Genomic DNA, 12571 nt, shown 5'->3' on the forward strand with positions numbered 1-12571 from the left:
TCGCCGCATGTCCTGGCGCGTGCCACGAAGGGTTGACGCAATGACGCCGAACGCCGTCTCCACGGGCTCCCGGAGAACTCCCCCGAGCCGGAGCGACTCCGGGCAGAGCCGCAGGGGCTTCCTCGCCTCCACCGCCGTCGCCGCGGCCGTGGTCGCCGGCGGCGCGCCGCTGCTCACGGCCTGCGGCGGCGGTGACGCGGACAAGGGGAAGAAGGACGGCACCACCACCGGCAAGGACGCGGCCAAGCTCCTCCCCGCCTTCGTCGCGAGCACCGTCGTCGCCCCCGACATCGCGCCGAGGAACGGCTCGGCGGCCGGCTTCACCCGCGCCATCCCCGGGGCCGAACTCAGGGCCTCCGTCACCGGGAAGCGGGGCAGGGGCGGCGCCCTCACGATCATGGCCCCGTTCTGGGGACCGCCGCCCGCCCCCGACAACCCGTACTACCGAGCCATGAACGAGGCCATCGGCGTCCGGGCCACCTGGCAGAACCAGGACGGCAACGTCTACGACCAGAAGCTCGGCGCCGTCCTCGCCTCCAGCGAGATCCCCGACGTGGTCGTCGTCCCCGGCTGGAACCTCGGCGGCAAGATACCCAGCGCCGTCGACGCCAAGTTCGAGGACCTCGGCCCGTACCTCTCGGGCGACAAGGTCAAGGCGTACCCCAACCTCGCGGCGATCCCCACCGACGCCTGGCAGCGCTCCCTCTTCGGCGGCAGGCTCCGCGGCCTGCCCATGCCCGCCTCCTACGTCACCAACCTCGCGCCCTTCTACCGCAAGGACCTCTTCGACGCGAAGGGTTGGCAACTCCCCGAGAGCGCGGACGAGTTCCTCGCCCTCGCCAAGGAGATCACCAGCGCCAGGACGAAGGTGTGGGCCTGCGGCGACATGACCTGGACCGCGTACAACATGTTCGGCGTCCTGTCCGGCAGCGACAAGGCGCTCGGCTGGAACCTCGTCGACGGCAAACTGATCAACCGCATCGAGACCCCCGAGTACCTCGAAGCGCTGGCATGGACCCGCAAGCTCTTCGACGCCGGAGTCGTCCACCCCGACGAGAAGACCCAGAACCAGGGCGACACCGGCAACCGCTTCACCGCCGGCCAGTGCCTGATCTACAACAACGACCTCTCCCACTGGTACGCCAAGACCTCCGAACAGGCCTCGCTGAACCCGTCGTTCGCGATGGCGGCCATGGACATCCCCGGCCACGCCGGCGGACTCCCGAAGCTGTGGGCCACCAACCCCGCCAACATCTGGGCCTTCATCCGGAAGGGCAGCTCCAAGGCGGTGATCGAGGACGCCCTCGCCGTCGCCGACTTCACCGCCGCCCCCTACGGCACCAAGGAACGGATGCTCACCGACTACGGCGTCGAAGGGGTCCACCACACGGTCGAGAACGGCCTCCCGGTCAAGACCGACAAGGGGAACCAGGAGGTCAGCAGCTCCTGGATGTTCGTCGCCAGCCCCGCCCCGTACATCGCCCACCCCGACACACCCGAGGTCACCCGGGCCATGATCGAGTGGCAGCAGCGCATGGGCGCGGTCACCTCCAAGTCCTCCTTCTACGGCATGACCGTCACCGAGCCGTCCCGGTGGACCGGCCTCATGAACGACTTCGAGCAGCTGGAGAAGGACGTCGTCCGCGGCCGCAGGAAGGTCTCCGACATGCAGCAGGCCGTCTCCGAGTGGCGGACCAGGGGCGGCGACCAGCTCCGCGACTGGTACAGGAAGCTCCTCGACACCAACGGATCCGCGGCGAGCCGACCGTGAGCACGCTCGACACCAGGACGGCGGAGCCGGCCGCGCCGGCCGTCACCGGCCGGACCCCACGGGGCCGCCGCCGGGACCCGCGGCGGAGCCGTACGGCCGGGCACATCCCGCTCGGCCGCCGGCTCCGCCGCGACCGGACCCTGCTCCTGATGACCGTCCCGGCGCTCGTCCTCGTCGTCGTCTTCCACTACATCCCGATCCTGGGGAACCTGGTCGCCTTCCAGGACTACGACCCGTACGTCTCGACCAACGGCGTCACCGCCATGCTGGAGAGCCCGTGGGTCGGCCTCGACCAGTTCGAACGCGTCTTCTCCGACCCGGGATTCTGGCACGCCGTCGAGAACACCCTCGTCCTCTTCCTCCTCCAGCTGGTGCTGTTCTTCCCGGTGCCCATCGCGCTCGCCCTGCTCGTCAACAGCGTCCTGCGACCCCGGGTGAGGGCGCTCGTCCAGGCGATCCTCTATCTGCCGCACTTCTTCTCCTGGGTCCTCGTCATCACCGTCTTCCAGCAGATCCTCGGCGGCGCCGGCATCATCGCGCAGACCCTCCGGCAGCACGGCCACGAGGGCTTCGACCTCATGACCGACCCGGCGATCTTCGCGTTCCTCGTCACCGCCGAGGGCATCTGGAAGGACGCCGGCTGGGGCGTCATCGTCTTCCTCGCCGCGCTCGCCGCCGTCAACCAGGACCTGTACGAGGCCGCCGCGATGGACGGGGCCGGGCGAGGGCGCCGCATGTGGCACGTCACCCTGCCCGCGCTCCGCCCGGTCATCGCGCTGCTGCTCGTCCTCCGCGTCGGCGACGCGCTGACCGTCGGATTCGAACAGCTGCTGCTCCAGCGCGACGCCGTCGGCCCGGGCGCGGCCGAGGTCCTCGACACCTTCGTGTGGTGGACCGGTCTGCGCAGCCAGGACTTCAGTTACGCGGCGGCCGCCGGACTGGTCAAGGGAGTCGTCGGCCTCGTGCTGGTCCTCTCGGCCAACAAGACCGCCCACCTCATGGGCGAGCAGGGGGTGTACCGCAAGTGACCCGGAACGTGGAAGCGCCCCGGAGACCGCAGCCGTCCCGGCGTCGCACCCCGACCCGATGGGCGGCGCCCGCCAGGCCCGTCTGGGAGGAGCCGCCCGGCCGGGCCGGCCTCGCCGCCAAGGGCGCGGTCCTGGTCCTCGCCTGCCTCGCGGTCCTCGTCCCGCTGTGGATCGTCGTGGTCACCAGCCTCTCCTCCAAGAAGACGATCACGGAGACCGGCGGCCTGGTCGTCGTCCCCCGGGACATCACCTTCATCGCCTACCAGGAGCTCCTCAGCGGCGGCCAGGTCACCCGCGCGGCCGTCGTCAGCGTCCTGGTGACGCTGACCGGCACGGTCTTCTCGATGGCCGTGTCGATCCTCTGCGCCTACGGACTCTCCCGGCCCGGCTCGCTCGGCCACCGCTTCATCCTGCTCACCCTCCTGGCCACCATGTTCTTCGGCGCCGGGCTGATCCCCACGTACCTCCTCGTGCAGACCCTCGGCCTCACCGACACCTATCTCGCGCTGATCCTCCCCAGCGCCGTCAGCGTCTTCAACATCCTCGTGCTGCGGGGCTTCTTCATGGGCGTCTCACCCGAACTCGTCGACAGCGCCCGGATCGACGGAGCCGGGGACCTGCGCATCCTCTGGCAGATCGTGATGCCGCTGTCGAGGGCCGTCATCGCCGTCATCACCCTCTTCTACGCGGTCGGCTACTGGAGCGCCTGGTTCAACGCCTCCATCTACCTCAGCGACCAGAACATGATGCCGCTGCAGAACGTCCTCATCCAGCTCGCGCAGAAGCAGGAGATCCCCGTCGGCCTCGGCCAGGCGGTCAAGGCGGGCAACCTCTCCGGTCTCGCCGTGCAGATGGCGGTCATGGTCCTGGCCCTGCTGCCCGTCGCCGTCCTCTCGCCCTTCGTCCAGAAGCACTTCAGGAAGGGCATGCTCACCGGCGCCGTCAAGGGCTGACCACGCACCCGCCCCCCCCACAACCCCCTCTCTCTTACGGAGCGTTGGATGCCGAGCCTCGACGACGTGACCCGGCCGCCCGGACGGCCGCCCCGCCTCCTCTACGGCGGCGACTGGAACCCCGAGCAGTGGCCCGAGGAGACCTGGACCGAGGACGTCCGGCTCATGCGCCGCGCCGGGGTCACCTCCGTCACCCTCGGGGTCTTCTCCTGGTCGCGCATCGAACCCACGCCGGGAGCAAGGGAGTTCGGATGGCTCGACCGCATCATGGACCTGACGCACGCCCACGGCATCGGCGTCGTCCTGGCCACGCCCACCTCCTCGCCACCGCCCTGGATGGGACGGCTCCACCCCGAGACGCTGCCCCGCGACGCGGACGGCCGGACCGAAGGATGGGGATCGCGCCAGCACTTCTCCCACAGCAGCGAGGTCTACCGGCGGTACGCGGCCGCGGTCACCGAGAGCCTCGCCGCCCGCTACGCCCGCCACCCGGCGCTCACGATGTGGCACATCAACAACGAGTACTGCACCTACGACTGGGGCGACGAGGCGGCCCGCACCTTCCGCCACTGGCTCCAGGGCCGGTACGGCACCCTCGACGCGCTCAACACCGCCTGGGGCACCGACTTCTGGGGCCAGCGGTACGGCGACTGGGCCGAGGTCCTGCCACCCCGGCGCGCGCACTACCTCAAGAACCCGGCGCACGTCCTCGACTTCCGGCGCTACACCTCCGACCAGCTCCTCGCCTGCTACCGCGCCGAACGCGACATCGTCCGCCGCCACACCCCGCACCTCCCCGTGACCACCAACTTCATGCCGTTCTGGTCGGGCCAGGACGGCTGGGCGTGGGCGGCGGAGGAGGACCTCGTCTCGGTCGACGTCTACCCCGATCCGCGCGACCCCGGCTCCGGCGCGTACAACGCGATGATCGGCGACCTGACCCGCTCCCAGGCGGGCGGCGGACCGTGGATGGTCATGGAGCAGGCCGCGGGCGCCGTCAACTGGCGGGGCGTCAACCACCCCAAGCCGGACGGACTCAACCGCCTCTGGGCCCTGCAGACCGTCGCCCACGGGGCGGACGCCGTCTGCTACTTCCAGTGGCGCCAGTCCCGCCAGGGAGCGGAGAAGTTCCACTCCGGAATGCTCGGCCACGCGGGCGAGCGTGGACGTGTCTTCCAGGAGACCGTCCGCATCGGGGAGGACCTCGCCCGGCTCGGCCCCCGGGTCGCGGGCAGCCGGGTCACCACCGGCATCGCCGTCCTCCACGACTGGAACTCCTGGTGGGCCGGCGGCCAGGACGGGGCGCTCTCCCGGCGCGTCGACCACGCCGAGATCGTCCGCGCCTGGCACCGGGCCCTCTGGGACGCCCACCTCCCCGCCTCCTTCGCCCACCCCCATCACGACCTCGGCGGCCACCGGCTCGTCCTCGTCCCGCACCTCTACCTCCTCGACGACACCGCGATCGACAACCTCGTCGCGTACGTGCGCGGCGGCGGCACCCTCGTCTGCGGCTTCCTCACGGGCATCGCCGACCAGGACGACCGGGTCAGGACCGGCGGCATGGACGCCCGTCTCAGGGAACTCCTCGGCATCGACGTGCTCCAGGAGTGGTGGCCGCTCGACGAGGGCGAACACGTCGACTGCGGCGCCTTCCGGGGCACTCTCTGGTCCGAGGAACTCATCGCCGCCCCCGGCGCCGAGACGGTAGCGGCCTACCGGGGCGGGGAGCTCGACGGTCTGCCCGCCGTGCTCCGCAACGGGCGCGCCCGCTACCTCTCCACCCTCCCCGAACCGGCCGGCCTGAGCGGTCTCCTGGCCGCCGCGGCCGAGGAGGCCGGGGTGCGCCCCGTCGTCGGCGGCCTCCCCGAGGACGTCGAGGCCGTCCGGCGCGGCGACCTCCTCTTCCTCCTCCACCACGGCCGCGACCCGGTCACGGTGACGCTGCCCGGCCGCCACCGCGACCTGCTCACCGGGACGGAGACCGAGGGGGAGCTGACACTGGAGCGGTACGGGGTGGCGGTCCTGGAGGTGTCCGGAGCGCCGGTTCCGCGGCCGGGGGAGCGTCCGTGATCCACGGCACCTGGGAGCCCGCGCCCGCCGCCCGCTGGGAGGACGCCTTTCTCGCCGGGAACGGCAGGCACGGCGCTCTGGTCCTCGGCGACCCGGAGGACGACCGGGTGATCGTCACCCACCACACCCTCGTACGGCCGAACAACCCGCCCGCCCACATGATGCCGCCCCGGCTCGCCGCAGCTCTCCCCGCCCTCCAGGACGCCCTGCTCGCCGGGGACGCGACAGCCGCCGAGCGGTTCACCGACGGGCGCCCGCTGCGCTGGGTCCAGCCCTTCCATCCCGGCTTCCTGACCCGGGTGCGGGCGAGGGCGGGAGCCGCCCCCGCCCTCCCCGTCCACCGGGCCGTGGACTTCACCACCGGGGTGGTCACAGGGACGTGCGGCGAGCGCCGCAGCGAGGTCTTCGTGTCACGTGCCGACGACGTCATCGTCCAGTACGTGACCGCGCCCGGACCCGCGGTGGACATCGACCTCGACCAACGGTTGCCCGGCGTCCCCGCCGAACTCGGCGTGGGCCGTGGCGTCGCCACCGCACGCCGCGAGACCGTCCTCACCCTGCGCGCCCGCTACCCGGACAGCCCGCTCGGCTACACCGGCATCACCCTCCTTCTCACCGACACCGGACGTACCACCGTCACCGCCGGCGGCGTCCGCGTCGAGGGAGCGGGGCGGCTGCTCCTCCTCACCCGGGTGCGCCGCCACGCGGAGGACTTCGACCCGGCCCGGGAGACGGCGGGACTGCGGTCCCTGACCGGCGGCGACGACCCCGCCGTCCTCCACGCCCGGCTGCTCTCCCGCCACACCGCCCTGCACGGCGCCGCCTACCGCCGTGTCTCCCTGGACCTCGGCGCGGACGCCACCGAGCGCGCACTCCCCGGCTCCGCCCTCCTCCGCCGCACCGACAGCCCCGCCCTCCTGGAACGCCTCTTCGCGGCAGGCCGCTACCACCTGCTCTCCTCGTCCGGCGCGCTCCCGCCCCGGCTCACCGGGCTCTGGACCGGGGACTGGAACACGGCCTGGTCGGGAGCCTTCACCACCAACGCCAACCTCAACCTCCAGACCGCCTCCGCCGCCGCGGCCGACCTGCCCGAGGTGACCAGGGCCCAGGCCGACCTCGTCCACGGCCAGGTCCCCGACTGGCGGGACAACGCCCGCGAGATCTTCGGCGCCCGGGGCGTCGTCGCCCCCTCCCACACCGACGGCGTCTCGGGGCACACGTACCACTTCAGCCGTGAGTACCCCCTCCATCTGTGGACGGCGGGCGCCGACTGGCTCCTCAAGCCGCTCCTCGACCACGAGGAGACGAGCGGAAGGACCGATCCCAGGACCTCGGCCCTCCTCGCCGAACTCGCCCTCTTCTACGAGGACTTCCTCACCCGGACCGAACCCGGCGGCCGCATCGCCGTCGTCCCCTCGTACTCCCCGGAGAACCGGCCGCGCGGCGGGAGCTGGGGCGCGGTCGACGCCACCATGGACATCGCCGCCGCCCGGCACGCCCTCCGCGCGGCGGCCGACCGCGCGCCCCTCGCCGAGGCCACACGGCTCCGCGCGCTCGCCGACCGCCTCCCGCCCTACCGGATCAACGACGAGGGGGCGCTCGCCGAGTGGGCCCGGCCCGGACTCGGCGACCGCTACGGCCACCGGCACCTCAGCCACCTCTACCCCGTCTGGCCGCTCGACGAGATCAACCCGTACGACACCCCCGAGCTCGCCGCGGCGGCCGGGCGCGCCCTCGAACTCCGGGGCAGCGAGAACGACTCGGCCCACGGACACCTCCACCGCGGCCTGGTGGCGGCCCGGTTGGGTGACGCGCCCCGCACCGAGGACGCCCTGGAGCGGGTGCTCACCGGCGACTACTTCCACGACTCCCTCATGAGCGCGCACTACCCGGGCCGCGACGTCTACAACGCCGACGCCGCCCACGCCCTGCCCGCGCTCCTCGTGGAGACCCTCGTGCAGTCGACACCCGGGCGGCTCGTGCTGCTGCCCGCACCGCCGGCCCACTGCGCGCGCGGCCGGCTCGCCGGCGTGCGGACCCGGTTCGGCGCCCGCGTCGACCTGACGTGGTCACCGGGGGCGTACCGGGCCGTCCTCCGCCCGGACCGGGACGCCGGGATCGACCTGCGGACCCCGGCCGGCGCGACCCGGCTCGTCCTGCGCGCGGGCGAGGAGCGGATCGTCAGCTCCTGACCCCGGCCGGCGGAGGAGGCGGACCGGAACTGTCCCGCACGGTCAGCGCCGGCGTGAGCAGTTCGACCCCCGCCGTGTCCGCCCCCTCCGGTCGCCCCGGGCCCGCGACGAGGCGTTCCACCGCCCGGCGGCCCAGCTCGTGCGCGGGGATCGCCACCGAGCTGAGCGGCACCGAGGCCTGAGCGGCGATCTGATCGGCGCAGACCGCGACCACCGACACGTCCTCGGGCACCGCCCGGCCGGTCCGCCGCAGCAGCGCGAGCAGCGGCTCGACCGCCGTCTCGTTCTGCACGACGAACGCGCTGACCCCGGGCCGCTCGTCGAGGATCCGGGCGAGCACCCCCGCCACGGCGTCATGACCGCCCTCGCACGGCCGGTGCAGCAACCGGACCCCGCGCCCGGCGGCCCGGTCGCGCAGGCCGCGCAGGGTGCGCTCGGCGAAGCCCGTACGGCGCGCGTAGACGCCGGGGGACTCGCCGATGACCGCGATCTCCCGGTGTCCGAGGTCCGCCAGATGGTCCACGCACAGCGCCCCGGCAGCCGCGAAGTCCAGATCCACGCAGTCCAGCCCCGTGGGGTCGGCCGGCAGTCCGACCAGGACGGCCGGCGGGCCCGCCACGCGCAGCACCGGCAGCCGCTCGTCGTCGAGCTGGACGTCCATCAGGATCACCGCCTCGGCGAGCCCGCTGCCGGTCACCCGGCGGAGTGCCGAAGGGCCTTCCTCGCCGGTGAGGAGCAGCACGTCGTAGCCGTGCGCGCGGGCGGTGGTGGCGACGGCGACCGCGATCTCCAGCATCACCGGCACGTACATGTCGGTGCGCAGCGGGACCATCAGGGCGATGATCCGCGAACGGCTGCTGGCCAGCGCGCGGGCGCCCGCGTGGGGCTGGTAGCCGAGCCGCTCGATGCTGGCCCGCACCCGCCGCCGGGTGGGATCCGAGATGGGACGCTTGCCGCTGAGGACGTAGCTCACCGTGCTGGCCGACACCCCGGCGTGCCGGGCGACCTCGGCAAGCGTGACCATCCGTTCTCCCCGCGGCCGTGACTGAGGTGAGGCGAAGCGAATCGCTTCGACGATGCCACTCGAATCAATCGCTTCGACGGCTCAGCGAGACCGTAACCCGGGTGTGTGGACGTGTCCAGAGAAGCGGGCCAAGAAGATCGAAGCGCTTCGACGGGCGGCATGTCGGTGTCGAGGCGCCGGAGTTCGCCCGGAAGCCGGGAACCCGGCGCGGACACGGAACGGGAGCCGACGCCGAACGGGTGCGGGCGCGGAACGGCCGCCGCCGGGCCGGGTTCAGGGGCGGAGGAGGACCTTGCCCGTGTCAGGAGCGCCGCCGCCCACCAGCGCGAGAGCCTCGCCGAACCGGTCGAGGGGGAACTCGTGGGTGATGAGCGGGGCCGGGTCGAGGAGCCCGAGGGAGAACGCGCGGACGGCATCGGACCAGGCCGCGGAGGAGGCGCCGAAGACGCTGCGGATCTCCAGCTGGCTGACCGACAGATGAACCGGGTCGATGCCGGCGGCCCCCGCCGGGAACATGCCGGTCAGGACGACCCGGCCGCCCCGGCGGGCGAGCAGACAGGAGGAGGCGGCGGTGGTGGGCGCGCCCGCCGTCTCCATGACGAGATCGAAACGACCCGACAGGCCGTCCGCCTCGGCCGGGGTGAGCACGCGGCTCGCACCGAAGGCCGGGCCCCGGGCCGCCCGGTCCTCCCGCGGGTCCACGACGGCCAGCTCGGCCGGGGAGGAGGCGGCGAGCCACTGGACGGCGAGCAGCCCGAGCGTCCCGGCGCCGACGACGGCGACGCGCTCACCGGGGCGCGGCCGGCCGGCCCGTACCGCGGCGGCGACGACGGCCGCCGGTTCGAGCAGCGCGGCGGCCCGGAGGTCCACCCCGTCCGGCAGCGGGTGCAGGAGCCGGGCGGGGACGAGGACGTGGTCGGCGAAGGCGCCCGGCTCGGTGAAGCCGGTCTCGGCGTACCCCGCGGTGCACAGGCTGGTCTCCCCGTTCCGGCAGCGCTCGCAACGGCCGCAGGCCCGGAAGCCCTCGGCCACGCACGGCCGGCCCGGCAGCAGGGGATCGACCCCCGGCCCGACGGCCTCCACGGTCCCCGCCCACTCGTGACCGGGGACGATCGGGTAGCGGACGTACCCCGGGGCGCGGTGGCCCTCGTACAGCTCGCGGTCGCTCATGCAGATCCCGGCGGCGGCGACCCGCACCCGGACCTCGCCGGGACCGGGGGTGGGGACGTCCCGCTCGACCAGCCGGTGCGCGCCGGGCCGATCGACGAGGACGGCGCGGCTCAGGGCGGCGGAACCGGTGCTCACTCGGGCTGCCTCTTCTCCCAGCCCTCGGCCCACAGGTCGAAGCGGGCGCGCTGCTGCGGGAACTCGGCGGCGGCGTCCGCGTCGAACTCCACCCCGAGCCCCGGCTCGTGGGAGACGGTGAAGCAGCCGGTCTCCGGGTCGACCTCGGGCGCGCCGCGCACGACCTTCTTGATCTCGGCGTCCGCGAAGTCGTTGAAGTGTTCCAGGACCTTGAAGTTGGGTGTGCAGGCGGCGAGTTGGAGGGAGGCCGCGGTGAGGACCGAGCCGCCCACGTTGTGCGGGGCGACGAGGACGTAGTGGGTCTCGGCGGTGGCGGCGAGCTTCCTGGCCTCCAGGATGCCGCCGATGTGACCGACGTCGGGCTGCACGATGTCGGCGGCCTGGGACTCGAAGAGCTCCCGGAACTCGATCCGGTCGTGGATCCGTTCACCGGTCGCGATCGGCAGGTCCACCTTCTCCGCGACTTTCGACAGGGCCTTGAGGTTCTCCGGCGGCACCGGTTCCTCCAGCCACGCGGGCCGGAACGGGGCGAGTTCGCGCGCGAGCCGGACAGCGGTGGACGGGGAGAAGCGGCCGTGCATCTCCACCATCAGCTCGGTGTCCGGGCCGATGGCGTCCCGTACCGCCTCGATCAGCGCGACGGCCTCCCGTGACCGCTCGGCGTCCAGCTCGTAGTGACCGGTCCCGAACGGGTCGATCTTCAGGGCCCGGTAGCCGCGTGCCACGACATCGCGCGCCGCCCCGTGGTACGCCTCCGGGGTGCGCTCGGTGGTGTACCAGCCGTTCGCGTAGGCCTTCACCCGGTCCGTGACCTGCCCGCCGAGCAGCTGCCAGACGGGTACGCCGAGGGCTTTGCCCTTGATGTCCCAGCAGGCCATCTCGACGACCGCGATGCCGGACATGACGATCTCGCCGGCCCGCCCGAAGTCCCCGTACTTCATGCGCCGTACGAGATCCTCGACCGCGAACGGGTCGGATCCGGCGATGTGGTGGTGCTCGGCCTCGCGGAGGTAGCCGACGAGCGCGTCGGTGTGCCCGAGCATCCGGGTCTCGCCGACGCCGGTCAGTCCCTCGTCGGTGTGGACGAGCACATAGGTGAGGTTGCGCCAGGGCGTGCCGACGACGTGTGTGGTGATTCCCGTGATGCGCACGGTGGTTGCTCCCCAGGAGTGCGGACGTGGACGTGGGCGTGGACGTGGTGCGGGAGGGTGTCCGGAGAACCTGCTCGTTCGAGATGTCGAATGCCGTTCGGTGGATCGGCGTGACGGTAGGCAGCGGCCCGCCGGAGTGTCAATGGGAGGGTGTCCGGCCGCCCCGCCCCGGCGGAATCCCCGACGGAGCGGGGCGCGACCGCCCGTTGCCCGTCGTGGGGCGCGCCGCTAGTCTCTGTTCGCGATTTCGGTCGTAGTACGGGATACCGAACGGGCAGAGGCGAGGTGGGGGACCCATGGGACGACTCGTTCCGGCGGTGACCAGGGCATTCGACGTGCTGGAGCTCTTCCTGGAGGGCGACGGCATCCTGTCCGCCCCCGAGATCACCCGCAGGCTCCAGCTGCCGCGCACCACCACGCACGAGCTGGTCACCACCCTGACCGCCCGCAACTACCTCGTGCCGGTGCCGGGACAGCCCGGCCGCTACCGGCTCGGCGTCCGCACGTACCAGCTCGGCAGCCGGTACGCCGAGCAGCTCGACCTCGCGGCCGAAGGCCACCAGGTCGCGCGCGAGGTCGCCGACACCTGTGGCGAGACGGTGCACGTGGCCGTCCTGGAGGACATGGACGTCATCTACATCGCGAAGGTCGACTCGACCCACGCGGTACGGATGGTCTCCGCGGCCGGACGCCGACTGCCCGCCCACTGCACGGCCGTCGGCAAGATGCTGCTCGCCACCCTCCCGGAGGCCGAACTGGAGGAGCGCCTCGACGGGTACGACCTGGCGGGCATGACCCCCCGCAGCATCACCGACCCGGACGCGCTGCGCGCCGCCCTCGCCGAGATCCGGATCCTCGGTGTCGCGGGCGAACAGCAGGAGTCCAACCCCGACGTGAGCTGCGTGGCCGCGCCGGTGAGGGACCGCTCCGGCCGGGTCGTCGCGGCGCTGTCCGTCTCCGTACCCGTGCACCGCTGGAGCGAGGACCGGGAGAACGAACTCACGGCGCTGGCCGTGCAGGGCGCGGGCCGGCTGGCGGAGCGCCTGGGGTACCGGACGGCGCGCTGACGCGAAGCCG

9 protein-coding genes are annotated in these 12571 nt (G+C 72.8%); 6 read left to right on the forward strand and 3 right to left on the reverse strand.

Going from position 1 to position 12571, the window contains the following annotated elements; all coding sequences use genetic code 11:
• The first annotated feature begins 40 nt into the window (after nt 1–40).
• Genes OG392_RS31995 through OG392_RS32015 form a run of 5 tightly spaced genes read left to right on the forward strand, consistent with a single transcriptional unit; the run spans nt 41 to nt 8014 of the window.
• Nucleotides 41–1771 carry an extracellular solute-binding protein gene (locus OG392_RS31995; RefSeq protein WP_329285230.1) on the forward strand — a complete coding sequence of 577 codons (1731 nt, stop codon included), beginning with the start codon at nt 41–43 and terminating at the stop codon, nt 1769–1771.
• Complete coding sequence (locus OG392_RS32000) at nt 1768–2799, forward strand: ABC transporter permease (RefSeq protein WP_329285232.1); 1032 nt, start codon at nt 1768–1770, stop codon at nt 2797–2799. The genes OG392_RS31995 and OG392_RS32000 overlap by 4 nt, the downstream gene beginning before the upstream one ends.
• Entirely contained in the window at nt 2796–3752 is a 957-nt protein-coding gene (locus OG392_RS32005; RefSeq protein ID WP_443054959.1) for a carbohydrate ABC transporter permease, read from the forward strand. Before OG392_RS32000 ends, OG392_RS32005 begins: the two co-directional genes overlap by 4 nt.
• Before the next feature lie 48 nt (nt 3753–3800).
• Nucleotides 3801–5822, forward strand: a complete 2022-nt coding sequence (locus tag OG392_RS32010; RefSeq protein ID WP_329285233.1) for a beta-galactosidase — start codon at nt 3801–3803, stop codon at nt 5820–5822.
• The gene (locus tag OG392_RS32015; protein ID WP_329285235.1) at nt 5819–8014 is read left to right on the forward strand and encodes a glycosyl hydrolase family 95 catalytic domain-containing protein; all 2196 of its coding nucleotides are present in this window, start codon (nt 5819–5821) and stop codon (nt 8012–8014) included. The genes OG392_RS32010 and OG392_RS32015 overlap by 4 nt, the downstream gene beginning before the upstream one ends.
• On the opposite strand, the gene OG392_RS32020 is transcribed toward OG392_RS32015, so the two are convergent.
• The 3 genes from OG392_RS32020 to OG392_RS32030 all read right to left on the reverse strand — a co-directional run bounded on the left by OG392_RS32020 (nt 8004) and on the right by OG392_RS32030 (nt 11494).
• A complete protein-coding gene (locus OG392_RS32020) occupies nt 8004–9038 on the reverse strand; it encodes a LacI family DNA-binding transcriptional regulator (protein WP_329285237.1) in 1035 nt (344 codons plus the stop codon). The two genes, OG392_RS32015 and OG392_RS32020, sit on opposite strands and share 11 nt — an antisense overlap.
• A gap of 273 nt (nt 9039–9311) precedes the next feature.
• The gene (locus tag OG392_RS32025; protein ID WP_329285239.1) at nt 9312–10343 is read right to left on the reverse strand and encodes a zinc-dependent alcohol dehydrogenase; all 1032 of its coding nucleotides are present in this window, start codon (nt 10341–10343) and stop codon (nt 9312–9314) included.
• Nucleotides 10340–11494: a mandelate racemase/muconate lactonizing enzyme family protein gene (locus OG392_RS32030; protein WP_329285242.1), complete on the reverse strand. Its 1155-nt coding sequence runs from the start codon at nt 11492–11494 to the stop codon at nt 10340–10342. Before OG392_RS32030 ends, OG392_RS32025 begins: the two co-directional genes overlap by 4 nt.
• Nucleotides 11495–11790: 296 nt before the next feature.
• Here OG392_RS32030 and OG392_RS32035 point away from each other — a divergent pair, with 296 nt between their 5' ends.
• Nucleotides 11791–12561, forward strand: a complete 771-nt coding sequence (locus tag OG392_RS32035; protein WP_329285243.1) for an IclR family transcriptional regulator — start codon at nt 11791–11793, stop codon at nt 12559–12561.
• Nucleotides 12562–12571: the final 10 nt, after the last annotated feature.

The organism is Streptomyces sp. NBC_00691, assembly GCF_036226665.1.
Classification (GTDB): domain Bacteria; phylum Actinomycetota; class Actinomycetes; order Streptomycetales; family Streptomycetaceae; genus Streptomyces.

What these genes read in the sequence shown, in the direction of transcription:
- OG392_RS31995 (WP_329285230.1), top strand. Translation starts at nt 41, where the DNA reads ATGACGCCGAACGCCGTCTCCACGGGCTCCCGGAGAACTCCCCCGAGC.
- OG392_RS32010 (WP_329285233.1), top strand. Translation starts at nt 3,801, where the DNA reads ATGCCGAGCCTCGACGACGTGACCCGGCCGCCCGGACGGCCGCCCCGC.
- OG392_RS32020 (WP_329285237.1), bottom strand. Translation starts at nt 9,038, where the DNA reads ATGGTCACGCTTGCCGAGGTCGCCCGGCACGCCGGGGTGTCGGCCAGC.
- OG392_RS32035 (WP_329285243.1), top strand. Translation starts at nt 11,791, where the DNA reads ATGGGACGACTCGTTCCGGCGGTGACCAGGGCATTCGACGTGCTGGAG.